Source organism: Olsenella sp. Marseille-QA0557, from assembly GCF_965119725.1.
GTDB classification, from domain to species: domain Bacteria; phylum Actinomycetota; class Coriobacteriia; order Coriobacteriales; family Atopobiaceae; genus Coprovicinus; species Coprovicinus avistercoris.
This window is the reverse complement of the sequence record NZ_CBCPMI010000001.1, coordinates 275,818-302,780: the sequence shown is the minus strand read 5'-3', so window position 1 is coordinate 302,780 and position 26,963 is coordinate 275,818. Positions and strand designations below refer to the sequence as shown.

Annotated in this window: 22 protein-coding genes; 13 read left to right on the top strand and 9 right to left on the bottom strand. The window is 44.7% G+C overall.

Annotated elements, in window-relative coordinates; genetic code table 11:
• Positions 1 to 343 precede the first annotated feature (343 nt).
• The 8 genes from ACQY6Y_RS01385 to ACQY6Y_RS01350 all read left to right on the top strand — a co-directional run bounded on the left by ACQY6Y_RS01385 (position 344) and on the right by ACQY6Y_RS01350 (position 13,596).
• A complete protein-coding gene (locus ACQY6Y_RS01385; RefSeq protein ID WP_428378516.1) occupies positions 344 to 1,285 on the top strand; it encodes a glycosyltransferase in 942 nt (313 codons plus the stop codon).
• A 35-nt stretch (positions 1,286 to 1,320) separates the two neighbouring features.
• Positions 1,321 to 2,442, top strand: a complete 1,122-nt coding sequence (locus ACQY6Y_RS01380) for an acyltransferase (protein ID WP_428378515.1) — start codon at positions 1,321 to 1,323, stop codon at positions 2,440 to 2,442.
• 37 nt (positions 2,443 to 2,479) lie between these two features.
• Positions 2,480 to 4,192, top strand: coding sequence for a DUF6020 family protein (locus ACQY6Y_RS01375; protein ID WP_428378514.1), 1,713 nt, complete (start codon positions 2,480 to 2,482; stop codon positions 4,190 to 4,192).
• A 360-nt stretch (positions 4,193 to 4,552) separates the two neighbouring features.
• The gene (locus ACQY6Y_RS01370) at positions 4,553 to 6,472 is read left to right on the top strand and encodes a cell wall-binding repeat-containing protein (RefSeq protein ID WP_428378513.1); all 1,920 of its coding nucleotides are present in this window, start codon (positions 4,553 to 4,555) and stop codon (positions 6,470 to 6,472) included.
• A gap of 242 nt (positions 6,473 to 6,714) precedes the next feature.
• Entirely contained in the window at positions 6,715 to 8,055 is a 1,341-nt protein-coding gene (locus tag ACQY6Y_RS01365; RefSeq protein WP_428379934.1) for a glycosyltransferase, read from the top strand.
• Between the two features lie 254 nt (positions 8,056 to 8,309).
• Positions 8,310 to 11,363, top strand: a complete 3,054-nt coding sequence (locus ACQY6Y_RS01360; protein WP_428378512.1) for a DUF4422 domain-containing protein — start codon at positions 8,310 to 8,312, stop codon at positions 11,361 to 11,363.
• Positions 11,364 to 11,960: 597 nt separating this feature from the next.
• Complete coding sequence (locus tag ACQY6Y_RS01355) at positions 11,961 to 12,512, top strand: hypothetical protein (RefSeq protein ID WP_428378511.1); 552 nt, start codon at positions 11,961 to 11,963, stop codon at positions 12,510 to 12,512.
• Between the two features lie 304 nt (positions 12,513 to 12,816).
• Positions 12,817 to 13,596, top strand: a complete 780-nt coding sequence (locus ACQY6Y_RS01350; protein WP_428378510.1) for an SDR family NAD(P)-dependent oxidoreductase — start codon at positions 12,817 to 12,819, stop codon at positions 13,594 to 13,596.
• Positions 13,597 to 13,789: 193 nt separating this feature from the next.
• Here the strand turns inward: ACQY6Y_RS01350 and ACQY6Y_RS01345 are convergent, their stop codons facing one another.
• The 3 genes from ACQY6Y_RS01345 to ACQY6Y_RS01335 form a co-directional block, all read right to left on the bottom strand.
• Positions 13,790 to 14,308 (bottom strand): ferritin, encoded by a 519-nt coding sequence (locus ACQY6Y_RS01345; RefSeq protein ID WP_428378509.1) that lies wholly within the window; start codon positions 14,306 to 14,308, stop codon positions 13,790 to 13,792.
• Between the two features lie 135 nt (positions 14,309 to 14,443).
• The gene (locus tag ACQY6Y_RS01340; protein WP_428378508.1) at positions 14,444 to 16,216 is read right to left on the bottom strand and encodes an ABC transporter ATP-binding protein; all 1,773 of its coding nucleotides are present in this window, start codon (positions 16,214 to 16,216) and stop codon (positions 14,444 to 14,446) included.
• Positions 16,213 to 17,943 carry an ABC transporter ATP-binding protein gene (locus tag ACQY6Y_RS01335; protein WP_428378507.1) on the bottom strand — a complete coding sequence of 577 codons (1,731 nt, stop codon included), beginning with the start codon at positions 17,941 to 17,943 and terminating at the stop codon, positions 16,213 to 16,215. Before ACQY6Y_RS01335 ends, ACQY6Y_RS01340 begins: the two co-directional genes overlap by 4 nt.
• 183 nt (positions 17,944 to 18,126) lie before the next feature.
• Between ACQY6Y_RS01335 and ACQY6Y_RS01330 the strand changes: the two genes are divergently transcribed.
• From ACQY6Y_RS01330 to ACQY6Y_RS01320, 3 genes are read left to right on the top strand one after another with little or no spacing between them, the layout of a single operon-like run.
• A complete protein-coding gene (locus tag ACQY6Y_RS01330; protein WP_428378506.1) occupies positions 18,127 to 18,663 on the top strand; it encodes a pyridoxamine 5'-phosphate oxidase family protein in 537 nt (178 codons plus the stop codon).
• Between the two features lie 29 nt (positions 18,664 to 18,692).
• Positions 18,693 to 19,376 carry a PAQR family membrane homeostasis protein TrhA gene (gene trhA / locus ACQY6Y_RS01325; protein WP_428378505.1) on the top strand — a complete coding sequence of 228 codons (684 nt, stop codon included), beginning with the start codon at positions 18,693 to 18,695 and terminating at the stop codon, positions 19,374 to 19,376.
• Positions 19,377 to 19,424: 48 nt separating this feature from the next.
• Positions 19,425 to 20,156, top strand: a complete 732-nt coding sequence (locus ACQY6Y_RS01320) for a TVP38/TMEM64 family protein (RefSeq protein WP_428378504.1) — start codon at positions 19,425 to 19,427, stop codon at positions 20,154 to 20,156.
• A gap of 20 nt (positions 20,157 to 20,176) precedes the next feature.
• On the opposite strand, the gene ACQY6Y_RS01315 is transcribed toward ACQY6Y_RS01320, so the two are convergent.
• Together ACQY6Y_RS01315 and ACQY6Y_RS01310 are read right to left on the bottom strand one after the other, a co-directional pair.
• Positions 20,177 to 20,713 (bottom strand): cysteine hydrolase family protein, encoded by a 537-nt coding sequence (locus ACQY6Y_RS01315; protein WP_428378503.1) that lies wholly within the window; start codon positions 20,711 to 20,713, stop codon positions 20,177 to 20,179.
• The gene (locus tag ACQY6Y_RS01310; RefSeq protein ID WP_428378501.1) at positions 20,706 to 21,206 is read right to left on the bottom strand and encodes a VanZ family protein; all 501 of its coding nucleotides are present in this window, start codon (positions 21,204 to 21,206) and stop codon (positions 20,706 to 20,708) included. The genes ACQY6Y_RS01315 and ACQY6Y_RS01310 overlap by 8 nt, the downstream gene beginning before the upstream one ends.
• Positions 21,207 to 21,383: 177 nt before the next feature.
• Between ACQY6Y_RS01310 and ACQY6Y_RS01305 the strand changes: the two genes are divergently transcribed.
• Positions 21,384 to 22,409, top strand: coding sequence for a hypothetical protein (locus ACQY6Y_RS01305; RefSeq protein WP_428378500.1), 1,026 nt, complete (start codon positions 21,384 to 21,386; stop codon positions 22,407 to 22,409).
• Positions 22,410 to 22,528: 119 nt separating this feature from the next.
• On the opposite strand, the gene ACQY6Y_RS01300 is transcribed toward ACQY6Y_RS01305, so the two are convergent.
• From ACQY6Y_RS01300 to ACQY6Y_RS01285, 4 genes are all read right to left on the bottom strand, one after another.
• Positions 22,529 to 23,317, bottom strand: a complete 789-nt coding sequence (locus ACQY6Y_RS01300; RefSeq protein ID WP_428378499.1) for an amino acid ABC transporter ATP-binding protein — start codon at positions 23,315 to 23,317, stop codon at positions 22,529 to 22,531.
• 14 nt (positions 23,318 to 23,331) lie between these two features.
• Positions 23,332 to 23,985, bottom strand: coding sequence for an amino acid ABC transporter permease (locus tag ACQY6Y_RS01295; RefSeq protein ID WP_428378498.1), 654 nt, complete (start codon positions 23,983 to 23,985; stop codon positions 23,332 to 23,334).
• Between the two features lie 69 nt (positions 23,986 to 24,054).
• Positions 24,055 to 24,882, bottom strand: a complete 828-nt coding sequence (locus tag ACQY6Y_RS01290) for an amino acid ABC transporter substrate-binding protein (protein WP_428378497.1) — start codon at positions 24,880 to 24,882, stop codon at positions 24,055 to 24,057.
• A gap of 151 nt (positions 24,883 to 25,033) precedes the next feature.
• On the bottom strand, positions 25,034 to 25,432 hold the full coding sequence (locus ACQY6Y_RS01285; protein WP_428378496.1) for a hypothetical protein: 399 nt from the start codon (positions 25,430 to 25,432) through the stop codon (positions 25,034 to 25,036).
• Positions 25,433 to 25,835: 403 nt separating this feature from the next.
• Here ACQY6Y_RS01285 and ACQY6Y_RS01280 point away from each other — a divergent pair, with 403 nt between their 5' ends.
• On the top strand, positions 25,836 to 26,894 hold the full coding sequence (locus ACQY6Y_RS01280; RefSeq protein WP_428378495.1) for a glycoside hydrolase family 5 protein: 1,059 nt from the start codon (positions 25,836 to 25,838) through the stop codon (positions 26,892 to 26,894).
• Positions 26,895 to 26,963 lie beyond the last annotated feature (69 nt).

Genomic DNA, 26,963 nt, shown 5'->3' with positions numbered 1-26,963 from the left:
TAAAAAATGCAACTACCAGCCGAGATCAGCTTGTTTTTGAGGTTGATCAACTAAAGGTTTATATGATGTCGTTGTATTTTTTTTCTTACTTAATTATGAGATAGACGTAATATGCACTAAACAAAATGGTTTTTGTTAGAGTTAATAATAATTTAGAAGCTTAAAAGTATTATTTTGGAGCGACAGGATGACCTGTCCTATAAAGACGGATAAAATCTGTCAGTACGTTCATTTGAGCAATTTTTGAATTCAGATACGCTTATATCTGTTGCATTAAAGATTTACATTTCGTGCGACAATAGCGGATGGAAGTTGAATTTTTCCAGTAAGGAGCATAGTAGCTATGCCGGATAGCCCAAAGATAGCAGTTCTCGTTCCATGCTATAACGAGGCCCTCACCATTGGTAAAGTCATCGACGATTTTCATCAGGAGCTTCCTGATGCGACTGTATACGTTTATGACAACAATTCGTCGGATGAAACTTCAGCTATTGCCCGTGAACATGGTGCAACAGTTCGTTTTGAACCGCGCCAAGGAAAGGGAAATGTTGTACGCCAGATGCTGCGTGATATAGACGCTGACGCATACATTATGGTAGATGGCGACGATACCTATCCTGCTGATGCCGCAAAAGATCTTCTTGCTCCTATTTTGGATGGTTCTGCCGACCATGTGGTGGGGGATCGTCTTTCCAACGGCACATATGGAGAAGAAAATACCCGCGCCTTCCATGGATTTGGAAATGATTTAGTGCGTTGGCTCATTAAGGTGCTCTATGGCTTTGAATTTACTGACGTAATGACAGGCTATCGCGCATTTAGCCGGCAATTTGCAGAAACGCTTCCAGTGCTTTCGCCTGGCTTTGAGATTGAGACCGAGCTTTCTATCCATGCAGTAGATAAACGCTTCCGTATTGTGCAGGTACCTATTGTTTATCGTGATCGCCCGGAAGGATCAGAATCTAAGCTCAATACCGTTTCTGACGGTATTAAGGTACTCGGCATGATCTTCTCGCTTTTTAAGGACTATAAACCCCTTGGCTTTTTCTCGCTGTTGGCAGCTATCTCCTTTGTTATTGCACTGATATTAGGTATTCCAGTAGTAATGGAGTTCATGGCAACCGGATTAGTACCACGCTTTCCAACAGCAATTCTTGCCGTTGCTTTTGCTGGACTTGCTGCTCTTATGTTGGTATGCGGTTTGATTCTTGACACAGTGGTGAAAGGCAACCGTCGCGATTGGGAGCTTCGTGCAATTGACGTGTGGCGAAACAAAAGAGATTAGTTTCAGACTGATATAAGAGAGCGGGGAGATTAGTCTTGCCGACTAGATCGAAACGGATTGCAGGGCTTGACATTGCAAAATGTATCGCAATGTTCTGTGTCGTACTTCTGCACTTCTCGTTTTCTACAAGAGCTTTTCCAAACTCGTTGAGCGCAAACGCTATAACGAGTTTGACAGCTATTTGTGTCCCGCTCTTTTTTGCTGTTAACGGAGCTTTATTGCTTCGTAAGCCCTTGGATACAAAGAAGCATATTCAACGTTTGTTACGCGTAGTTATTCTGGCTTTGATCTGGCGTCTTCTTACGATTTGTTTTGTTATGGTTGTATTGGGAAATACCATACCTTCACTCAGAGATATTGTCTTTTCTCTTCTAGGTGGAAATCCAGATGGGTGGTCGCTTGGACATTTTTGGTTTCTCAATGCACTTATTGCAATCTATTTATTTTTACCGGCGTTGAAAGCGCTTTATGATGCCTCTAACCGTATCCCGCTTTGGTTTATCTGTGGGACAATCTTTGTCTTTACAAGTTGCTTGGATTCAGTCAAAGCTATTCTTGAGATAGTCGATGCCGCCGATGTGCATAATTACGCCTCATTGTTAAGTGCTCTCCCTGCACTCAATATTTTTGGGTCATATGGTTATGTTGTTTTATATTTTGTGGGTGGCGCACTTATTGCGGATGTTTTTGAAGGAAAAATTAATAACAAATTAGCAGAGAAGTTAACACCTAATATGGCCATCTTTCTCTCATTTATTTCTGCTATCTGGATTGTTGTTTTACAGCACTTTCAACATGTTTACTTAGGGGTTAATTTTTCAATTACCTATGGTTATTGGCTTATTCCAACGATTATTCTCACGCTCATGGTTTTGTATCTCTGTATGCACATACAAACTATTAAGTATCCGGGTTTATCAAGATTAGTAACTGCTTTGGGGAGTAGTACTTTTGGAATATATATGCTTCATTTTCCGCTAATTTGGTTATTTGCTGAATTGCAGGATACATATCCAATGTTATGTTTTGTTGGAATGGGAAATATTGAAGCCTTAATAGCTAATATTTGTTGCGCAGTGATTATATTTGTATGTGCTGGAATACTCTCATGGTTTGGTAGAAAAATACCAATGCTCCGGCTACTTTTTACTCTTTAGCTGATGCAGAATTTCGTAATGAATTGGATGTTTGAACGTGAAGACAATTCAGGCTAATAATAAAACAACACTCCTACAAAAACTCCGCTGGATTATTCCAGTACTTCTAGGCATGTTGTTTGCAATGGGTGATGATGTTGCAGCGAATGCCGGTAATCTGGGATATAAAGGTGGACTTCTTTATATACATATGCTCATTTATGTACTCCTCTTCATCATTGTATTTTGGCTGATAGATAAGGGTATTGCGCATCATTTTGAGACAGTAAAAGAAAAGAGCGATTCAGTTGTTCAAGAATCGAAGCCGCTCAGATTTTGTCATCAGTTATTTCTGGGATTTAATTGGAATATAAAGTCGTACATAAGAATTGTTCTAAGTATTGCTGTTTGTTGGGCCCCATATTTTGCTCTACTTTATCCTGGCGTCTATTGGTCAGATACATCAACTCAACTTATTCAATATTACGGAGGGGAAGCTCTTACAGACCATCATCCTTATCTCGATACGCTTATTTTTGGCTGGTTTTCTGATTTAGGTAGAACAATTTTTAGAAGTGAGAGCGCGGGGCTTTTTTGTCTTGTATTGTTGCAAGCAATAGCAGCTATACTTCTTTTTTCGGTATTGATTTTGCAAATCAAAAGATTTGGAACTAACAAAAATTGGTGCTTGGGAACCCTTGTATTTGTAGCATTGTTTCCCTTTTTTCCAGTTATGTTTGCGTCTCTTGCTAAGGATACAATCAATGCCGTCTTTTTTATGGCCTTCATATTTCTCTGGTCTGAAGCATTTCGGTGTAATGGAAAGTGCTTCAACAATGTTTTCTGGTTGATAGGGCTATTCATCGTTTCAGTGCTATGTGCTCTAACAAAAAAGACTGCAGTCTATGTAATTGTTCTTTCATTAGTGCTGCTTATTGTTGTTTTTCATAGGGGAAAACTCTGGATAAAGACTGGCGGACTTACCATAGCTGTTGCTTTGATTGCCCTTGTAATAATGCCTAAAGTTGTGCTTCCTGCTGTAGGTGTTCAGCCGGGCGGTAAACAAGAGGGAATTGCCACATTAATTCAACAGGTTGGTCATGATGTAATTCATGATGACGGAAGTATGTCTGATGAAGACAAAAAGATCATAAATGGTTTTCTTTCTACAGATTATGAGAATATCCCTTCACTCTATAACTTTGAAATTGTTGATGGAATAAAAGGAAGAAGTGTAAAAGACGAATCTCTTTACGATGATTTCCTCATATTATGGGCAAGAAAAACTATTGAAAATCCTATTGGGCATTTTGAAGCTTGGCTAGGCCTTACTCATGGATGGTTTGGTTTTAACAATGCGGATGGATCACCAAATTATTTAGTTGTGTGTACTGAATCTAGCTGGTATTACGAACCGGTTCTTCAGTATGTTGATTGGCCGCAACAAACACAGAACAATCTTAGAGCGCGAAATATCTACACGTATATACAAACTATTCCTGTGGTGAATATACTTTTCTACCGCTCTTTTTGGGCTACATTAGCCCCAACCTTTTGTCTATTTTGGATCTTTGGACAAAAGAATAATATATTGAAAAAGCTTGTATACTTTTCGCCAATATTGTTATTTATGTTTACTTTGATGTTGGTTCCTGTTTCAGGTATGGGAGGAGAACCAACACGATATGTTTTACAAACAATATGCACTCTCCCGTTCATCTTTGCTGTACTGATCTCATGCTATAAAAAAACAGTTATTGAAAGGACTTAAATAAGGTTAGTTGTGCAAATAGAGTTTTAATAAGATCTCATTAGTATCTGGCAGATTACATATTTTAATCTGCTACATAGATCATCTTTACATCACTGTGTATCAGAGACTATGAAGTGACGTACTGTAACTTTAGTATCTATCTGATGAATTTATAGGACTTCGGTACTGCTCTCGTGATCTGATAGTTTTTATTCTTTAGTTAAAATAAGTAAACCTATAGTGAATAAAGATCAAAAGTATTGAGATAAATCTATATGTGTATGAATTATTGAACTAGACTTTCTCTAAATCGATTATTTTAAGTATCATTGTTCAAATTTTTTATAATGCCAGTTTGAATGGTATCAAGGAGAAAAGATGAGGCGTTTCAAATCTTTTGCCAAATCTATTGTATTCGTTACTACCATGCTTTTAGGTTTAACGATTTTTACTGCTCAGGCGCACGCTGATACAATCTACGATCTATATGGGACGACATATGATCGCTTTTCTGTAATTGAACAAGGAGAGGGTTATACTCCAGAAGAAGCTGAGCAGAAAGAGCAAGAGCTTGTTGAGTCAGCTCCAACAGGTGAAGAAGACGATATCTACGGCGATAGTATTGAACCGTATTCGCGCTCGAGTTCTTTACAACCTATGTCACTGTCTGGTGAGATACTTTATTTTTGTAAATGGGAAAGTAACCAGAATTATGACCAAGGCCTGAGCGCAGGTGATGGTTACCATGCTATGGGTTTTTTCCAATTTGATAACCGATATGGACTGGGTGACTTTCTAAAAGCTGTCTATAACTACAATCCAACCAAATATAGTTGTTTAAAAGTTATTGGTACTCGCTATGGGTGGAATGTAAGTGGAACTACCTTCAGTGGTGGCAGGTTTACACAGTTGGGTAACGACTTAAATGCCGCATGGCATGCTGCTTATAAAGCTGACCCAACTGAATTTTCTAATCTTCAGAATGCTTGGGCTTATCAGGAGTATTACCTACCTGCCGAGAGTTATTTAAAATCAAGAGGCATTGATATTTCAAATCGTTCTGACAGCGTCAAAAGCTTGTGTTGGGGAATGTGCAACCTCTTTGGAACCGGCGGCTGGCGTAAGTTTGTTGGTGGAGTTACCAGCGGGTACGGTTGGGATGGCAAGTGGTATAGTTCCTACAATTGGCCAGGTGCCGGTCTCAATAACTCAATGTCAGATAGTGAGTTTGTAACGGTTCTCTGCGATTATGTCATTAATAATGTAGGCATTTTTTATAAGGCACAGCCTCAATATCATGCCGGATGGCAAAATCGTTATCGTGACGAGAAAGCTCATTATTTAGATGTTATTGCAAAGACTGAAGTAGATAACCCATCACAAACTGTTAATAGGCTTTGGGGGCAAGATGCATACGGTGTCATGACTGCAGTTGATGCAAATTATGCTGACGGCTCTTGCGAAACGGTAATTGTTGCAAGTGGTGATGGATATTGGGATGCTTTATCAGCTAGTTCGCTTGCAGGTTATTATGACTGTCCAGTTTTAATTACGCCCACTTCAAAATTAAGAACAGAGACTGCCAATGAAATTAAAAGACTTGGTGCAAAGAAGGTAATTATTGTAGGAGGGCCTTTATCTGTTTCCGATGGAACAATGAAAGAAATTGGAAATTTAGGAGTTCAGGTAGAGCGTATTTCGGGAAAAGATGCAGCTGCAGTTGCTGTAAATGTTTCTAATAAAATAGCCGATGGGCGCTCAAGTACGGCACTCTTAGCAACATCACTTACCTATCAGGACGCTCTTTCAGCAGCGCCATATGCATACGCTAAGCAAGCGCCCATATTCTTAACGAACAACAAGAGTGGGCTTACTGATGAAACAGTGAAAGCTATCAAAGAGGGTGGATACACTCGTGTTATTGTCATGGGGGGTCCTTTGAGTATTCCCGAAAGTGTGATAACACAGCTTAATTCTCTTGGTGTCGAAGTTGTTCGTATGGGCGGAGAAACTGCTGTTGAAGTAAGTTTGAACTTTGCTGATTTGGCAATCAGTGAGGGAATGAGTGCTAATTGCATGAGTTTCTCAAGTTCGAATGTTTATCATGACGCTTTGACAGGTGCTGGATTTACTGGATCTAATAATTCGGTAAACATCCTTGTCAACTCGAATAAGATGCCTCTCGTGCTTGATTTTGTTGGAAAGCATAAAGGCAGCATTAGTACTGTGTATGTCTATGGTGGATGGATGAGTGTTTCTCACTCTCTGTATAATCAATTGGTATCAACACTTGGCTAAGTAAATTAACTGGTGCTAATGCCTTCAAACTCTTGCAATTAAAACAGACCGTTTATCATTAATTTGTATGATAAACGGTCTTACTCGTTTATGACGCTGATTGACAAGAGATTGATTGTAGGAGCGCTGTTTTGAATAAGAATGAGCATGGTAAAACGTGGCTCTGTGGCTGCAAATATTCTTAGAATATAGGCTGTAAGTTAAGGTAAATGATGAGTTATGGATAAGACAGGCCTTTGGATATGATTATTGGTTTTCAGTATTGGCGATTCGGAATAGGTGGAGCCGAACGTGTTACTTTAGAATTGATAAACAGATTCTTGGGTATGGGATATTCGGTTGTTTTATATACTGATGAACCTGAGCGTCCAGGAGATCTCTCTTTACCTCCAAATGTTGAACGAGTTATCGTGCCTACAGATCAAGATAATCGTTCTGAGTTTTGGAAAAATGAGGCTCAGAGCAGAGGAGTACATCTTGTAATTTATGGAACATGGCTCTCCCCAAACGCTCCATTAGATTGCCAAGCTATTCATGATTCAGGAATGAAATTAGTCTATTCAGTACATGGCTCTGCTTCATATCCCTTTGACAAAGATAATGGACTACAGCTCCTTTCTGTTGTTAAAAAATGTGCTCGTTTAGCTGATGCTATTGTATGCCTGAGTGATGTTGATGCTTTATATTGGTCTGTCTTCTGTAATAACGTGGTCACAGTAGCTAATCCAGTGGCGGATTATCTTGGAGGCATATCATTTTCCGCACGGAAACAAAAAGGTGCAACGGTTGTTTGGGTTGGTCGGTTTGATCCAGTAGAAAAGCGACCAGACCTTGCAATAAAAGCTTTTGCACGTCTCGTTCAAAATATTCCACACGCACATTTAATAATGGTTGGGGGAGATAACGAAGAAGTTCGTGCTGAACTTGAGGTATTAGCAAAAAAATTAAATGTATATAATCAAATACAATTTACAGGTTCAGTATCAAACCCTGAACCATATTTGAAGCAAGCAGATTTATTTCTCATGACATCACCTACAGAGGGTTTCCCACTTGCTCTTTGTGAGGCAATGCATGAGGGATTACCTTGTGTAATGTTTGACATGCCTCATCTTGTTCTTTCACATAACTGTTCAGGTATTATCCAAGTCCCATGGGGGGATATAGATGCTATGGGTTTGGCATTATCGAAAGTTTTGACCCTGACTTCAGAAAAATATGAAGAGATGAGTGCTTGCGTATTGGAACAGTATCGCCAAATATGCGAGGTTGATATTTCAAAACAATGGTCAACAGTTGTCAGTATGGCCTTAACAGGTAGAAAAGCTACTTCTGATTCGAAGGACTTACGTCTCATATATTCTTTTTTTAATGCATATGAACGACTTGCGAATGCGAGAAACGCAGAAAAGCAGGAACTAGAACTTTTACGCAAAGAAATAGCAGTGTTAAAGAATGACAATAAAAAAATAGTCAATGAAATTACAGGAATTAAACAGTCCTATGCATTTAGAATTGGGTCTGCAGTATTGTGGCTACCTAGAAGCATTAGAAAGCTCCTGAGGACATTCAAAAAAGTATAAATTAAAATTGTCCATCTATACTATTAATAATGTCCCAATTGCAAATCATCGTAAGGACGTGTTTTAGCTATCTTTCCTCTTGGTCGGTTTAGATATTTCTTCAAGGTAATGCGATAATTATTAAGATGTATGACACGTTTATTGCTCATCTGCGAAATAGATTCTAACCTGTTAATAAGTTGTTAGAGATAATGAATGATTATTATTTGATGATTATCTGAGCAATGGTTGACTGTTTTCAGAGAGGAGCAACATTGCCGAGGTTCTCAATAGTAGTTCCGGTCTACAACATCGAGAAGTATATTTGCCGCTGTATTGAAAGTATTCAAGCTCAGAATTATGTGGATTATGAAGTTATATTAGTGGATGATGCTAGTGAGGACTCAAGCGCCTCCGTGATTGAGAAGGCTATTGCTGGAGATAAGCGCTTTACCCTTCTAGTAAACTCAGCGAATCAAGGGCTGCATCTTACACGCAAAATTGGCGTGCGGGCATCTACAGGTGAATATCTCATCTTTGTAGATGGTGATGATGAACTTTCCTCTCCTGAAGTGCTGACGCAGCTTGAAAAAGCTCTTAATAGTTCTTCAGTTGATATTTTAAGGTTTGGGTTGCGAGCCATTCCAGAAAATGGAATGCCGAAAAACACAGCCGAACATTTTCAGATCTGGGCAAATGAAAACAGAGGCTATGCAAATCGCCAAGAATTACTTAGCGATATGTTTACCCTAAAAGGCGGATACCGATATGCTTGGAATATGACCCATCGTGTATTTAAAGGACCTTTAATTAGAAATGCATTTAGTCTTATGACTAATAGTCGTCTTGATCGAGCAGAAGATGCTTATGAGCTGTTTATCACGGTTGATCAGGCTAATGGTGAACAGTATCAAGATATTCTTGGGTATGACTATCACATAGGATTAGGGGTTACTGGAACAAGCAAAATATCGCTTACTCGTTTTATTTTGGAAGCTAAACAGATTAAAAACTGTTACGAAAAAATGATTGAGTATGCAAATAAGCGTCATGACTCATTTCTAGAATCAGCAGCTTTGGACACAAAAGAAAAACTCCTTGAGTCAGTTGGAAATACTTTGGTTGAGCGTGTGTCGGCTACAGATTTTCTTGAAGCTGCAAAAACTTTTAGGTCCATTGTTGGTGACGCTGAAGCGGGCAATGAGCTATGGCGATTTGTACGCGATAGAGCATATCAATTTATTTCTGATGGTCAACTGCCTTCAAATGATGATGTTCTTAACTTATATCTTGCTGCTGCAAATGAGGTTAAGACTTCCGATGCAATAGATAGTCATTTCATTAATTATATGCGTATGAAACACATCGCTGAGTCTCACATTGAACAGCTCAATGGGGCAAAAAGGCTTGAAGAATGCCGAAAAGAGCGAGTTAAAATATTTATTACCAGTCATAAGCGAGTTGATATTCCGAAGGATCCTTGTTTTCAACTCGTACAAGTAGGACAAGACTTAACTCGGCCAAATGGTCGTTTTATAGATAGCTTTCACGATGATGATGGCGATGACAATATATCCGACAGAAATCCCATGTATTGTGAAATGACCGTTCAGTACTGGGCATGGAAAAACGCTCTTGAGGATTCTGATTACGTAGGGTTTTGCCATTATCGTAGATACTTTAATTTTTCAGAGAATACGTATCCTGAGAATCCGTATGGAGAGATTATTGATACATATATTGATGATAAATCCATTAAGAAATATGGACTGGATAGGAAGCATATAGAACGTGCAATAAATGGTTATGACCTTATAACCACCGGCTTTCATAGTTTGGCGGCGATACCGGGGGATTTTACAACTCCTCAAGAGCACTATGAAGCAGCTCCATTACTTCATAAGAAGGACTTATCAACAATCATCAATATCCTTATTGATAAGCATCCTGATTATGAGAGGGATGCTCGAGAATTTTTAAATTCTCATAAAGCTTGTTTTTGCAACATGTATATCATGCGAACGGCATTATTTTCTGAATATTGCGAATGGCTTTTCCCGATTTTGGAACAGTTCATGCATGAATGCGACATGTCTCTCTATAGCAAGGAAGCATTGAGAACTCCTGGACATCTTGCGGAGAGATTATTTAATATTTATTACAGGCATCTTATTCGGACAAATAAAAATTTGAAAACAAAACAACTGCAATGTGTGCACTTTGAATCACCAGACAAACAATATCCGATTGAGCCTATTGTCTTTTCTCATCCTGAAGCAATTAAGATGGGAATTATCCCAGTTGTCTTCGCATCAGATAGCGCATATGTGCCCATGCTCACAACAACGATTGTGTCTATGCTTGCAAATGCGGATCCAACGCGCTTTTATGACATTATTATTTTGGAACGCAATATAGGAGGCGAAAAAAGAGAGCTTATTAAGTCGGCTGTCTCTCAATATAAAAATGCCTCAATACGCTTCCATAATGTTTCTCGTATGATTTCCGGCTATGACTTAACGACAAACAACCAGCATATTTCTATGGAAACGTACTATCGTTTCCTGGTTCAAGAGATACTGGATTGTTATGACAAAGTCCTTTACCTTGATTCAGATTTAATTGTTAAAGGCAATATTCGAGAGCTTTATGATATTGAGCTAGGCGACAACTTGTTGGCTGCCGCTCATGATATTGATTACCTAGGTAATTTAAATATGAATGATGGGAAACGCCTAACCTATACTACTCAGACATTAAAGCTCAAAAAGCCCTATAACTATTTCCAAGCGGGAGTGTTATTGCTTAATACAAGAGCATTAAGGAAACTACACACTGTTTCTGAATGGATGGATATAGTAACAAGAGCAAATTATATCTATGATGATCAAGATATTTTAAATACTGAATGTCAAGATCGAGTGGTATTCCTCCCATTCGAATGGAATGTTATGCATGATTGTGGAGGACGAATTGATTCGGTGTTTAAATTTGCTCCGAACGAAATATACGATGCATACATGGCTTCAAGAGTTAATCCAAAAATAATTCATTATGCTGGATGGGAGAAACCTTGGGTTAATCCGGAGTGTGACTATGCTCCAGAGTATTGGCAATATGCACGTAAAACTCCATTTTATGAAATGCTGATTGCTAAGCTTGCGAAGAATAGTGTAACTGGGCAGGCAACCAATACAATGCCGATTCATGAAAAGGCAGTTTCTCCGACTAACCCCCTGCGAAAGATCATCGATCCAATCGCTCCCTACGGTACTGCACGTAGAGAAGTCTTAAAATCAATCGGTCGTGCAGTACAAGGAAAGAAATAAAATTCATTTTTTATATCTGCAATTTAAGGGCTGCAACGCAAGTTGCAGCCCTCTTTCTATTGTGAGCTATTCCCAAAACTAAATTAGTTTATAAGATGCTGTCATTTGATAGCTTTGTTCTTCTAAATCGGTTTTAGATGTTTCTGTGTCAAATTGTGGACCGATTTAAATTTGGGGTAGACAAATTTTTTTACTGAGAATCACCTGGCTTTTACTGCAATATTGCGCCTTGGAACCATCAATATTTTTTTATTAGATCTACTTCTTGATAGTTCTTATCTATTACTGAAACAGACAGAAGTAGAAGGTAAGGATTAATGCTGTTAGTACCGAATTAAATCAACTACTCTAATGTTAGGGCAAAACTACCAATATGATCTAGATATTAGTTATCCAATATGTCAGTTTTCGCGAAAATTATTGATCGCATGCTAGCTGAAAGTTGGAGACCAAAGGATTAAGTGAGTTACGAAACGTGTTCATTTGTAACTGTTGGTTCTCTTTTCTAACAATGTTTTTCTATGACAATGCTATTGGCATTCTTTTTTGCCCTAACAAAGCTGATATTTGTGATAGATAGAATGGAAGGAATTCACTATGGGTGAGATTACAAGTTTAATAAGTACCATATTCGATGAATCAGGAAATCCTAATATTGGATTGTTTATAGCTGCAATAATGTTTGTTTTTCTTGCACATTTAATCTCTCAATTTATTAATTATCATTTTGACACTGACTGGCAGAAAAACTTAATTGCCGAAGTTGAATTAATAAAGAAGCTTGATGAAATAAACTTTGATGATTCAAATAAAACCGATTGTAAGGAAAAGCTACTTACTCATATCATAGAGGAGGTTAATCGGAAAACTATATTGATGCAATCAAAAATTGACCGGATTAATAAGTTTCCACTTGCTTATAGTACCTTGATTGGATTTTGTATATTTTTCCTAGTTGAATGTTTAAGCGGAAGAGTTTTAGACACAACCAATTTAATACTTCTCGCAGTTGTTTGTATTACTCTCCTTGTTATGGCGTTTTTCCTGGATTCAGTGTTTCTTTTATGCAGAAAAGTGCTTTTTCCAAGAGTTAGAAATACCATCACCTGGATAATGTCTAGACATAACGAAAACCAATTAAGAAAATAAAGAATTTCTGACTCTAGAAAACTTAAATAAGTCATTAACTTGCTTACTCACAAAGCTATCCAGGGAGCATTTCTAAATAATTAGAGCCAAATTACAATTTAAAATTTTGCCATAGGATTATGCGTGCCTCCATGTTGATAGTGCAGAACGTTGCTTACTGCCGCTCGCCGACAAGTAACCGACAATGCGTCAATGTTGTATTTGGTCCCATAATTTCGGTCTAATATTTACCAGTAGTTGTCTGCTAGATCTAAAAGATAAGCAGACATATCTTATGGATGGATGAACTAAGAAAGGGGCGTTTATGGGCAAACTGGAAGGTAAGTTTGCAATTGTTACCGGTGCTGCAAGTGGTATTGGTAAGGCTACGACTAAGCGCTTTGTTGATGAAGGCGCTAAGGTCTGCATGGTAGACCTCAAGCAAGAGGCACTCGAAGCTTCTGCTGCCGATCTTGGTCTCCCAGAGGGAAGCTATGTTATTGCTCCTGCCGACGTTACCAATGAAGAGCAGGTAAAGGCTGCTGTAGACACCTGCGTAGAGGCTTTTGGTACCGTAAATGTTCTTTGCAACATCGCTGGTATCTCCGATGAGGGCCAGGCTGTCGCCGAGTATCCGGTGTCCGAGTTCCGTCGTATTCTCGAGGTCAACACCATCGGTTCCTTCTGCTTCATTCACTATGTCATGCCCATTATGCAGGCACAGGGCGATGGCGTTATCGTGAACACCTCCTCAGGCGATGCAACAGCTGCATATACCTATGAGGTTGGCTACTCTGCATCCAAGGCTGCTGTAAAGCAGATGACCCGTAACATCGCTAACGAGTGTGGCGAGGGCGGCAAGATCCGTTGCTGCTCCGTCTCTCCTGGTTGGGTTGCTACTCCTATGGCCACACAGTCCATTGCAGACTTCTCTGGTCAGGACTTCGACAATGCCAGCGAGGTTGGCGATCTTGGACCTCTTGGCCGCATGGTTGAGCCGTCTGAGGTTGCGGCTATCTTCGCATTCCTGGCTTCCGATGAGGGCAAGGTTCTCAACGGCATCGATGTTATTGTCGACGGCGGCAAGACCCTGGGCAAGGCATAAGTCCTCTTATATAACAAGTGCAAGAAGTAAGGCTGTCACCCCAAGTGGTGGCAGCCTTTTTCTCAATTGGCTCGCTCTAAAGCCGACGCAGAGCCAGTGCAAGGCTAGCGCACGAAAAACCCTGCGACAAACATCGCAGGGTTAGAGCTAAAGCAATGGTAAGAAATCGCAGTTGCTTACAGGCAAACCGGACTTACATCGGGAGCGCGGTCTGCTGTACGTAGGTACGAGCCTGATACTCGCGGTCAAGGTCATACAGACCCTTCGGATCGGAACCAAAGAGCTTCATGTTCGTGACCATGTCGCGGGCGTTGGTCTCCTCTTCGCCCTGCTCCTTAACAAACCAGTCGAGGAACTGCATGGTGCGAACATCGTGAACCTCATGAGCAATTTCATAGCAGTTGTGAATAAGGCCCGTTACATATTCCTCGTGCTCAAGGCCAGCCTCCAGGGGAGCAAGATCGTTATCAAACGTCTTATCGGGCTTGTCGATTGCCTCCATCGTGGGCTTAAAGTCGTTATCAAGCAGATAACGACGAATTGCCATGGCATGATCCATCTCTTCTTTTGCCTGAATCTCGTACCAGTTGGCAAAGCCTTTCAGACCGCGATCGTCGTAATAGTCTGCAAAGGTAAGGTAGAGATAGCTGGAGTAAAGCTCCTTGTTAATCTGGTTGTTGAGCACTTCGGTAACCTGAGGCTGCAGTGCCATCGTAACGCTCCTTTCAATGTGGTTGTTTCACGGCTTGGAGCCGAGAGATGAACTATCTTCTCCACAATACAATCTCTGGGGGACAGAAATCAAAGCCCGACAAATGAAATACAGAGTTGCAGCAAAGTACGGCAGCTACTCGCTCGGAGCAAACTGCGATTGATAAATGGTGGTGTACAGACCGCCCGCCCGGAGCAACTCATCATGGGTGCCGCGTTCTCGTATGGTGCCATTCTCCATAACGCAGATAAGATCGGCATCACGAACAGTGGAGAGGCGGTGTGCTACAACAAAGCTTGTGCGCCCCTCCATAAGACGGTCAAACGCGCGCTGCACCAGCAACTCAGTACGGGTATCGATGTTAGAGGTTGCCTCGTCCAGAATAAGCATCTGGGGTTGCGCGAGCATAACGCGTGCAATACAGAGCAGCTGACGCTGACCAGCAGACAAGGATGTATTTCCATCGAGTACGGTGTTGTAGCCTTCGGGCAGGCGCTGGATAAAACCATCGGCGTAAGCCTCTTTAGCAGCAGCGCGCACCTCCTCATCGGTGGCGTCTGGCTTTCCCAGTGCAATATTGTCGCGTACGGTGGCATGACGAATCCAGGTATCTTGCAGCACCATGCCCCAGCTCATGCGCAAACTCGCTCGCGTTAACTCGCGCACATCCACACCGTCAATGCAGATAGCACCTTTTGAAACGTCATAAAAACGCATGAGTAAGTTCATGAGGGTGGTCTTGCCACATCCGGTCTTGCCGACAAGAGCAATACGCTGACCAGGACGAACTGACAGATCCACGTCGGTAAGTACTGACGTTTTGCCATCGTAAGAGAAGCCCACATGGTCGAGCTTGACATTGCCTTCCACCTTAGAAAGCGCCTGTGCATTTGAAGGCTCTGGAATTTGAGCGTCCTCATCAATGAGGGAGAACAAACGTCTGGCGCACGCAATCGAGTTCTGAAGCTCGGTAACTACGCCTGTGATGTCATTAAACGGCTTGGCGTACTGATCGGCATATCCCAAGAAGGTGGTGAGCCCACCAACAGTAATGCCTCCAGAGATAACTACAAACGCGCCAAATATGCCGATGGCTGCGTATACCAATGCGTTTGCGAATCTCATGGTTGGGTTTGCAAGAGACGAGAAAAAGACAGCACGGAAGCTCTCTTCACCAAGCTTCTTATCGACATCGGAGAACTCCTCGGAAAGCTTGTCTCCCATGGTAAAAGTCTCTACCGTTGAAATGCCTCCGATGGTTTCTTCCGCCATAGCCGTGAGCTTGCCACGATAGTGTACGAGGCCAGAGAAATGCCGTGAGCTGTGAGAAGAAATAAACTGCGCTCCCCATACAGAAAGGGGAGTGAGCAAAGCTACGACAATGGCGATCTGTACATTCAGCGCAAACATAAAGATAAGTGTTATCAAAATGGTGAGAATGCCCGTGGGGAACTGTTGGAAACCCATGAGCAAACCAGCTGCCACTTGCTCTGCATCAGTTACGATGCGGCTTGCCAGATCACCATGTTCGTGTGAATCGATATAAGAGAGGGGCAGTTCCTGGAGGTGGTTAAAGGCTTGTGTGCGCAAGTCGTATACCGCGTCGTAGGCAATGCGATTAGAAACTACGTAGAGTGCCCACTGGCTTATTGAGGTACCAACAATCGTTGCGAGCATTGCCAGTACGGTATGTGCAAGCTCTACAAAGTTAACTTCATTGGGGCCAATTGCACAGTCAACCGCATGGCCTGCCAAAACGGGAAGCGTAAGCGTGCCCACAACAGTAAGCACCACAAGGAATGCTACAGCTACAAGACGCAGCCGATAAGTTGCGACGAGGCGTAACAGGCGCCGAACCGTTTTGGATTGCGTTCGACGGGTACCAGCTGTTGCTTTGAGTGTGCTCATCGCGATCCCTCCTCATCAACAAGCTGTGATTCGCAGATCTCGCGGTAAACATCGCAGGTTCGCTTCAGCTCATCGTGAGTTCCCATACCTACAACACATCCGCCATCTAGAACCATGATCTTGTCGGCAGAACGCACAGCAGAAACGCGCTGAGAAATGATGATCGTGCAGGTGTCGTGGAGGTCATGTGCAATTGATCGGCGCAGTGCTGCATCGGTGGCAAAGTCGAGTGCCGAGGCTGCATCGTCAAGAATAAGAATGGCAGGTCGGCGGACAACCGTACGCGCAATGGCAAGGCGCTGCCGTTGACCGCCGGAGAAGTTGCGTCCAAATTGTTCAACAGTGGCATCGAGCTTCTCGACGCGTGAATTAATGACGTCGGATGCCTGAGCGGTAGCAACTGCTTCCATAAGATCCTCTTCAGAAGCCTTTTGGTTGCCCCAGCGCAGGTTGGAGGCAATCGTGCCAGAGAAGAGTGACGGGTTTTGCTCAACAAGACCCACGCTCCGTCTAAGGCTTTTGCGTTCAATCGTACGAACGTCTTTGCCGCCCACATACACCGAACCTTCGGTTGCGTCATAAAAGCGCATGATAAGACTGGCGAGGGTTGATTTGCCTGAGCCAGTTCCGCCAATAACACCTATAACCTCACCAGCTTGTGCGGTGAGGTCGATATGACTCAGCGCTTTGCCAGCAGCCCCGGGGTAGGCAAATGAAACATCATGCAGCTCGAGCACAGGAGCGTTCGGTGCAAGTTTTGCCTGATCGGTGCCATCCTCAAGCGAGGGGGTAACGGCGAACACTTCGTTTATACGTCCGGCGCATGCCTGAGCGCGTGCGAGCATGGTGATGAGGTTAGTAAGCTTGAGCAGCTCTACAAGAGCTTGTGTTACGTAGCTCACCAGGGCAACAAGCTGTCCTTGCGAGAGAGAACCAGCATTAATGCGTATGCCGCCAACCCACAGAATGGCAACGAGGCCACAGTTAACCAGCGTATAGGTAAGGGGATTTACCAGAGAAGCGATGTTGGCACTCTTTGTCTGTAAGTTGCGTACACGCACCGCTGCCTGAGAGAAAGTGTTTTTCTCATCATCCTCGCGACAGAAAGCACGAAGAACACGTACACCTTCCAGGTTTTCTGCGGTTTTGAGTTGTACGTGGTCAAGGCGAGCTTGCACGCGCCGATACAAGCGTGTTGTTACACGCATGATTGAAAGGACGACAATAACTGAAAGGATAATCGCCACCATGAGTGTGGCGCCTTCAAATCCATCTACTAAATGGGCTGAGACTACTGTGCCGACCAGCACGAATGGTGTTCGTAAGATCAGGCGGAAAAACATGTTGAGGCCGTCTTGCGCTTGTTGGGAGTCGTTGATGAGGCGCGTAACTAAGCTCGACCTTCCTAAGGCTTCAATATCTTGACGCGAGAGCGACATGATGTGCTGGTAGAGATCATTACGAAGAGCAGTGCCCCAGCTTGCGGCTAAACGCGACGAAAGATACTGCGCAATAACCGAGACCACATAACAGAAAAGTCCTAAAGCCACGAGAGCTGCTCCGTGAAGGAGCACATAAGATGCATCGTGGTGTGCAATTCCCACATCGATAACTTGAGCCATAATGAGCGGCACAAACAGCTGCAGAATGGCCTCAAGGCCTTTAAATGCAGGCGCGAGGATGCATTCGAGGTAATGTCCTCGGAGATATCGCCTGAGCTTGAACATGTTTCTCCTTATTACAGGGCTACGTATAGCGCAGAGAACTGTTTTGCAGATTTGCTATGCATGCGAATGTATTGGTGTGTGTCTTATTCTATGAATAATATGTTTAGGCTTTATGGTTGGGATGTAGCTTTTTTCATTATGGGGTAACAAGCAATAGTAATAAGCGTAAGTAAAGGGGTTTTCATGAGCGCCGAGGAACAGAAAACGAAGTGGAATCTTCCCAAGATGCGCAGGTCTCGTCAGGCGCTTTCTCAAGATGAGTGCCTCGAAGTGCTTGATCGTACAACCTCAGGTGTGCTTGCTCTTACAGATAGCGAGCTTGGGTGTCCTTACCAGGTACCTTTGAGTCATGCGCGCCGTGATAATACGCTTATCTTTCATTGCGCTTCAGCAGGTCATAAACTTGAGCTTATTCGTGCTGTTGGACCTGAAGGTGCTGCAGCTTCGTTTTGCGTGATAGATGCAGATAAGGTGGTTCCCGAGAGCCTTACCACGTATTTTAGGAGCGTTATTGCGTTAGGCCATATTCGAGTAGTGGACGATCCAGAGCATATTCGCAGCTCACTTATGGCACTTGTTGAACGTTATTGGCCGGGTCATGCTCAAGAAACTTCCGAAGAGATTAATCGGTCTTTAAATAGTGTATTGGTGCTTGAGTTCACCATTGAGGCGCTTTCGGGTAAACAGGCTATTGAGCTCGTTCCAAAAAGAACAGCATAGTATCAATACAAACAATGGATTCTTGTGACATGCAGACTCAGCCCCAGATAAAAGAAGAGCAAAGCCATGGAACCAGCCTTCCTGACTACACCGTTGGTGAGGAAATAGCCAATGCCGTATCACATGGGTTTGGAGCGGTGCTTTCTGTTGCTGGCTTAGTGCTGTTGATCGTAAAAGCTGTTATCGACGGTGGGCCGCCAGAACATATTGTTGCCGCTGTTATTTTTGGCATGACGCTCGTGCTTGAATACACCATGAGTACGCTTTACCACGCAATTATGTATCCCCCCGCCAAGCGTGTTTTACGAACGCTGGACCATAGCTGCATCTTTCTTCTTATTGCAGGCAGCTACACTCCATTCACGCTGGGGCCCTTGCTCAATCAAGGTGGCGTTCCTCTCATGATTGCCGTTTGGCTCTTTGCCCTTATTGGCATTGGAGTTGAGGTGTTTCTGCGCGAGCGACAACCTCGCTGGGTAACCATCACTATTTATTTGGTCATGGGGTGGCTCGTTGTTTTTCGTCTTCCACAGCTTTTAACAACCTTACAACCAGGTTGTTTAGCACTTCTGGTTGCTGGAGGACTTTGCTATACGGTGGGAACCGTCTTTTATCTCTTAAAGCATGTGCGCTATATGCATAGCGTTTGGCATCTGTGGGTGTTGGCTGGAAGCGTATGCCAGTTTCTTGCGGTGCTCTTATTTGTCCTGTAGTTTTGTTCCAAGCAAAAGGCTGCCCTAGGGGCGTCATAAGGAGTTGGCATGGCAGACAACGATATGGATACCATTTCTGACGCGGAACTTCATCGTCGTCGGCATATTGTCATTGGTGTGGCTATTGCCTTAGCGGTAGTCATTGCTCTTTTCTGCTGGAAATATGTTCCAGGTCTTATTGCCTGGGTTTCCGATCCTGGTGCTGTAAGAGCACTTGTTGATGAGCATCCAGTTTTAAGTCGCCTGGCACTCATGGGTATTAATGCGCTCCAGATTTTTCTCGCCTTTTTACCGGGCGAACCTGTTGAACTTGCCTTTGGCTATGCCTTTGGTTTTTGGGAAGGCACCCTGCTGTGCATGATTGCTACGGCTATTGCATCAAGCATTGTCTTTTTGGCAGTAAAGCGGTGGGGCTGGTCTATTGTCGGGTTGTTCTTCGACCGTTCCCAACTGGAGCGTTATTCGTGGCTTAGGAATTCTCGTAAGCTCGAAGGGCTCATGCTTATCATCTTTTTGATTCCGGGAACGCCCAAAGACTGGCTAACCTATTTCGCAGGACTGACCCGTATCAGCTTCCCCGTTATGATCGCTCTTGCAACGTTTGGCAGGCTGCCTTCAATTATGACATCCACCATTGCGGCATCTGCGGTGGGCGATGGCAATGTGCGCGTGGCAATTATCGCCATTGTTATCGCTGCGCTTTTGGCGATTATCGGCGGTATTGTTTATAAGCGCTTCGAAGCCCATCATGCCAACACGGACGAGGACAAGAAAAACTAGTCTTTCCGAAGAAAACCGCTTCAGCCGTTTATTATCTCTACTTGGCAGCTGCTCATAGTGGCAAGGGCTGCATCATGTGCCTGCGGTGTAACACCCGCACAGCATGAAGCGTCCACACGGACCGGAACTTCCGGCAGGAAAGCTTTAACCATAAGCGCATTGCTCACTACGCAAATATCAGTACAAACGCCGATAAATTCAAGAGAAGTGATAGGGTCTTCTTGATTGCGCTCAACCAGCCATTGCGCGAGTTCCGTTGAGCCAAACGTGGGCTTTTCAAACACACGGGCATTGCGTGCCTGACGCACTTCTTCGAGCTCGGGGATAAGGTGCCAACCGGCGGTTCCCTTAATGCAGTGGGTAACAGGCAGGTGCTGACCTTCCTGTGTAGAGGCATAATTGCTTCCATGCGTATCCAGCGTAAATACGACAGTGCCATCGAAGATGCGCGCTTTTTCGATAACAGCCGGCGCAATGGCGCATGCCTCAGGTGTTCCAAGTGATCCATCAACAAAGTCGTTTTGCATATCGATGATGACAAGATAATCGTTAGCCATGAGTCTTTCCTTTTCTCTCAAGTCTTTGTCTCACAAAGAGAGAAATAATGAGCGCACCCACTATTGTCGCTATTGTATCGACAAGCCAGTCGGCGGGGTCACAAGAACGGCCAGGAACAAAAAGCTGATGTATTTCATCGGTTATGCCATAAAGGCTTCCCAAGATGATTGCAGCTCCAACACTTTGTTGGAAAGGCATATGCCACCGCAGTGCATTGATAAGAGCTGCTCCCAAGAGACAGAACTCGGTGAAATGTCCGATGGGCGAGACATCAACCGGATGACCAAAAAACATGCTGGCTTGTTGCATAAGCCAAGTTTTAATGGCAGATACAACCCCAGTCTCGTGGTTAAGCTCGTTGGCGTTGCGCGAACTCATAAAAAAGATCATCGCTGCAATACCTACGACAAGCAACCAAGAGAGCACGAGAGCCACACGCTTCTTATAGTGGACAGACGACTGATGGGTGGTTGTATGAGATGTGTTAGCCATAGGAGTGATTGTAGCAAGGAAATTTGTGTATGAAGCGCACGCGAAACGGTGTGAAACGTGCCTGTTCGTTCCAATTGTGTTGCAAGTGCGGGGCGGCTCGGTTGCAAAACCTTTGCTAAGGGTCGGTGACCAGAAAGACCCTTTTAAGATGACACTACCTAAAGAAAGGAGAAACAGATGTTAATTCTTTCAGAGCGCGATATGCGGGCGTGTTTTTCTATGGCAGATGCAATTGATGCAGCCGATGAAGCATTCCGGGCTGTGAGCAAACAAGTGGCAGTGGTTCCTTTGCGTACGGTGGCAGAGTTGTCAGATGTGTCAGGGCAGCTCATTTCAATGCCAGGATATGTACCCGCTCAGAAAGGGACAGCAGAGGATGGCAAAACAGATACTGATGCTGCACTCGGTGTGAAGGTGCTGGGCTTTTTTGAAAGCAACCGTGCGCGCGGACTGCCTACCATTCCAGCGACCATGTTGTTGTTAGACCCAACAACTGGTGTGGCCTCGGCACTCCTAAACGGCACCTATCTCACACAGCTGCGTACGGCTGCTGCATCGGGCATTGCAACAAAACTGCTTGCCCGTGAAGATGCCCGCATTGGAGCACTTATCGGCGCTGGTGGACAAGCAGCTTGTCAGCTAGAAGCGCTGCTCGCCGCAAGAGATTTAGAAGAGGTACGCGTGGCCGACGCTCGTCCTGGAGCGGCAGCGGCATTAGTTGATGCTTTACAAGAGTCTCTCGGTGAGACCTATGGAGCAACGCTTGTTGCATGCGATTCGGTGAAGGCTTGTGTTGAGAATGCCGACGTTATTACGGCGGTTACGACTGCTGTAGACCCTGTTTTGGAAGTTGATTGGCTTAAACCTGGTGTGCATGTTAATGGTGTGGGTTCGTACACGCCTGAAATGCATGAATTGCCGGGAGCCTTATTCGCCGATGCAGCGGTCTGTGCATTGGATTCGCGCGACGCGGTGCTGTCCGAAGACGGTGAGATAATCGATGCGCTGGAGCAGGGCTTATTAGCTCCAGATGACTTGTGTGAGATAGGCGAGATTTCGTTAGGGTATACCAAGGGGCGCACCTCAGCATCTGAGATCACCGTATTTAAAACAGTCGGCGTTGCGGCCGAGGATCTGGTGACGGCTGCACGGATTGTTGCTGCAGCTCAGGCGCAAGGTATCGGCGTTGAAGTGGAGATGTAGTCTCTCGTTCAAACGCAGGTTGATCGAATCATAGATCGATCGACATGAGAAAGCCTCCCATTTTCGGACGCACCATGTCCAGAAATGGGAGGCTTTTTGCTATTGCAACGTGACGCATACTAGCCGCTATAGCGGGAGAGAAACTCTTTCGTGCGTACCTGCAGAGGCCTATCCATAACTTCTTGGGGCGTTCCCTGCTCCACAATAGTGCCCTCATCAACAAAGACAACGCGAGTGGCCACATCATGTGCAAACGCCATCTCGTGGGTCACGATAATCATGGTTGTTTGCTCGGCGGCAAGCTGCTTAAGAACCTTCAGCACTTCGCCGGTAAGCTCGGGGTCTAGAGCACTTGTCGGTTCGTCAAAGAAGAGAATATCCGGACCCATAGCAAGAGCGCGGGCAATGCTTGCGCGTTGTTGCTGACCGCCCGAAAGCTGACAAGGTACCTTATTCTCATTTCCCACAAGGCCCATTTTCTTAATGAGAGCATGTGCCGTCTCTTCCACTTCAGCGCGTGGACGATGCTGAACCACAAGAGGAGCGTCCATGATGTTGCGTAAAACACTCATATGAGGAAACAGGTTGTAGCTCTGAAATACCAAGCCGAAGCGTGACTTTGCTTTGCGCAGTTGCTCTCCGTGAGCATACTGTACCTGGCCTGCGTCGTTTGTTTCTGCCACGGTGAGGTCGCCATAGCGCAGAGAGCCCGCGTCAATTTTCTCGAGCGTTGTTGCGCATCGCAACAACGTTGACTTTCCACCGCCAGATGGGCCGATAATAGCAACGACCTCGCCAGGGGTAACTTCGAGTGAAATGTCGCGTAAGACGTGGTTATCCCCGAATGATTTTTCAACATGTTGCATGGAAAAAACGGGAAGTGTGGCGTTTTCTGTTGAGTTGCTCATGTGCTCTTCCTCACTTAGTCGTGATAGTAGTCGAGGCGCTTTTCGGCAAAGCCAATGAGCAGTTCGACAATAAAGTTAAAGACCCAGTAAAACACAGCTGAAATGGCAAAGGGCAGCATGTTCACTTGGCTGGCAACAAGTGCGCGAGCGGTTGAGAACATTTCGGCAACGCCAATGGCAAATGCCAGTGAAGTGTCTTTTACGAGGGTAATAATCTCGTTGCCCATAGAGGGAAGAATACGCTTTATGACCTGTGGAAGCACGATACGCACAAAGGTTTGTGCGCGAGAATACCCCAAAACTTCAGCCGCTTCATATTGACCGCGTGGGATGGACTGAATGCCAGAGCGATAGATCTCAGCAAAATAGGCAGCGTAGTTAATGATAAAAGCTGCGATTGTGGCATACCATTTCGAGTCGGGTGTGAGCTGGATGCCAAATACGTAATACGGCGCAAAGTAGATGGCAAACATTTGCAACATCAGCGGCGTACCACGCAGGATAGAGATGTATGCCCGAGCCAACAGCGACAAAGGCTTAAAGCGGCTCATACGGGCAAGGGCAATGGGAATTCCCAGCGGAATTGCGCCAATGAGCGTAAAAAGAAAGATTTGTAAGGTGGTTCCAAAGCCTTCGAAGAGCATTCCCACCATTGTGGAGAAATCCATCCGGCCCCCTCATGCAAACGACCCCCGCAACAAATGGTCCGGGGGTCGCACGATACTACGTTTTATGTCTTACTTAAGAACCCAGTTATCGTAGGAGATGCCATACTCGGCGTACTTCTGGCAAAGCTCCTCAACAAAACCGTCGGAGTTCATCTCGCGGAGCGTATTGGTGACGGTGTCAGCCAATGCCTGATCGCCCTTTTTGAAGCCTACGGCGTAGTGCTCCTCAGAAAGCATGTCGGGAAGCTGTACATAGGCATCGGGGTTAGCAGCCATTTGATACTCGGCAATAGAGAGGTCGCAGGCAACAGCGTTAACTGCACCGCTCTCAAGCTGCATGAAGGCTGTGTTGTAATCGCCAATTGTATCGAGTGAGGCGAACGTGGCAGCCAATTCCGCCTGGTCGCCTTCAAGGACATCCTCAGCGGCAGAATCGGTTTGAGTAACTACTGTTTTGCCAGCAAGGTCATCAAAGGACGTAATGCCTGAATCTGCCTTTACTACAATCACTTGGCCATTGAGCATGTAGGGCTCTGAGAAGGTGTAATCGTCCTCGCGGCCTTCCTGTGTAAAGCCGTTCCAAATGCAGGTAATGGTACCGGAGTTAAGCAGAGTATCTTTAGCATCCCAGTCGATCGGCTCGGCTTTCATTTCCCAACCATTGCGGTTGCAGACTTCTTGAGCAAGCTCAATATCGAAGCCGGTAATCTGGCCATCGTCACCAATGAAACCGTAAGGAGGGTAGGCCTGGTCGAGACCAACGACGAACTCAGAGAGTGTCTCTGGATCGGTGCCGCCATCAGAACTTGCCTGCTGTTGATTGCAGCCAGCAAGTGCAAGAGCGGCGGTGCCGCTTGCGGCAGCAAAAGAAAGAAGGAAAGAGCGCCTTGTCTGCATAGTATGTCCTTTCGCTGGACGTGATTGGCATAGGGCGAGACATAAGGATTCGGACAACGTATGTCTCTGCACGTGGCACTTTATCCTACTAAAGTATTCAATGCAAGACCTTAGACGGCCCTTCGGTATATCTCAGTGATGTATGTGGCGGTTAAATGCGATCTTTCGCTTCATTTCGAGCGCGCGAAGCGAGGATAACACCAGCTCCAACTAACAGACAGAGAATGACATTCAGCCAAATGAGTTGTTCGGACATAACAGCGAGTACGGCTCCCACCAAATTGAGTATGGCAACAACAGAACCAAAACCAACAAAACGGCCCAGGCGTGTTGGATTATTGGCACCGCGAGCCCCCGAAACACCTGCTGCAAATGTGAGGATGCCCGCAATGACAAGAATGATGCCAAAAGTTTGTCCAGAGAGTGGGATGGTGCCGTCAGGCGTGGCTGATGAGTTTACAGCGAAATAAATGCCAAAACCAACAGCGATGATGCTCAGCAACAACAGGATGAGACAGATAATTTTTACGGATTTACATGTGGAGGACATAGCAATCCTTTCTCTAAACCCCTCATAGAGTCTCTTGAGAATCGATTAAAGTTCTTCTCAATGCAGTATTATTACCCGAATAGAGCTTATGTTGTTTATTGGTTCATAGTATTGGAAGGATGGGGCTTGTGGTCCCAATGATTCTTAAAGGGACTTGTAGGGTCCTCTGTGTTGCGCTGATAGTTCTTGAAATTCTCGATATGATTCGCGCCGCTCGGGATGAGCGGATTTCGTTTGGTTTAAGTGCGGCTTGTATCGTGGGCGACGGTATTATCATGTATCTCGGAACGCAATTGCTTTGGTCGCCACCTTTTCTTTAATGGGTTTGATGGTAAGACAGGCATAGAGTCGAAGTACTTTCGAACGTAGAGATAGTAAGAACTGTTTGAAATAAGGAGTACTCATGACGAGGCAAGCCACCGATGGATCAACCCTTCATGGCGTCAATCTTGCCGGGTGGCTTTTGCCAGAACCATGGGTTACTCCGGAATTATTTGCCGCTACTGGCTCGCTTGATCTTATATCTCTCGCAGATAAGCTCGGACGCAAGCGGTATGAGGAAGTTATCCTCCATCACCTCGATACGTTTATCACTGAAGATGATTTTCTTCACATGTCAGAGCGTGGTTATAACGCTGTAAGACTTGCGGTACCTTGGTTTGTATTCGGTGAACGCGGACCGCTTCCTGGCACACATCGTGGCTGCTTAGATTATGTCGACCGCGCATTTGATTGGGCCGAGGCAGCTGAGATGAGCATCTTGCTCGATATAGCACTTGCGCCGGGTGCAACCATCACGAGCGATGGTCTTCGGATGCAGGTTGATTTTACGCCGGCGCGTCGAGAGGCTCTGTTGCAAGTTGTTGCAGGTCTAGCACGTCGTTATGCCGACAGAAGTCCATTTTTTGGTATCGAACCTTTAGATGAAGTAGTCATTCAGCGCCGTCGTGGTCTTTCAATTGAGCCGGGCTTGCCGCTCCCACACCTGCGCAATTTCTATCGTGATGCCTATGAAGCCATCCGCAGTGCCGCAGGAACACGGCCGGTTATTGTCTTTTCTGATGCCGATTCTGCCCATTCTTGGCGACGGTTTATGGCGCACCAGCGCTATGAAAATGTGTGGCTCGATACGCATCTCTATCGCTTTGCCGAACAAACCGCTGCAACGGGTCCGGGTGGCGTTCGTCTCTTGTTAGAGGAAAGCAAGCGTGAGCTAGACGAGGCTCGTAAGAGTGGTTTGCCAGTGATGGTAGGAGAGTGGTCGGCTGCACTGCCCATCTTTGATAAGACTATTACAGCAGAAGGTAGCCTGGCGCTTGAACGAGTCTACGTAGCCGAGCAGCTGCGTCTTATGGAGGATTGTCCAGCTTGGTTCTTCCAAACTTGGAAAACAGCAGGACACCTCTCCGATTGGGACGCACGTCTTGCGCTTGCCAGCTTTGAGCGGGACATGCTTGACTAACACTGTTTCACCGTTCGAGAAAACAGCGCTATGAATACTTTACGTGAGCGCGAGACCTATCAAACGAAG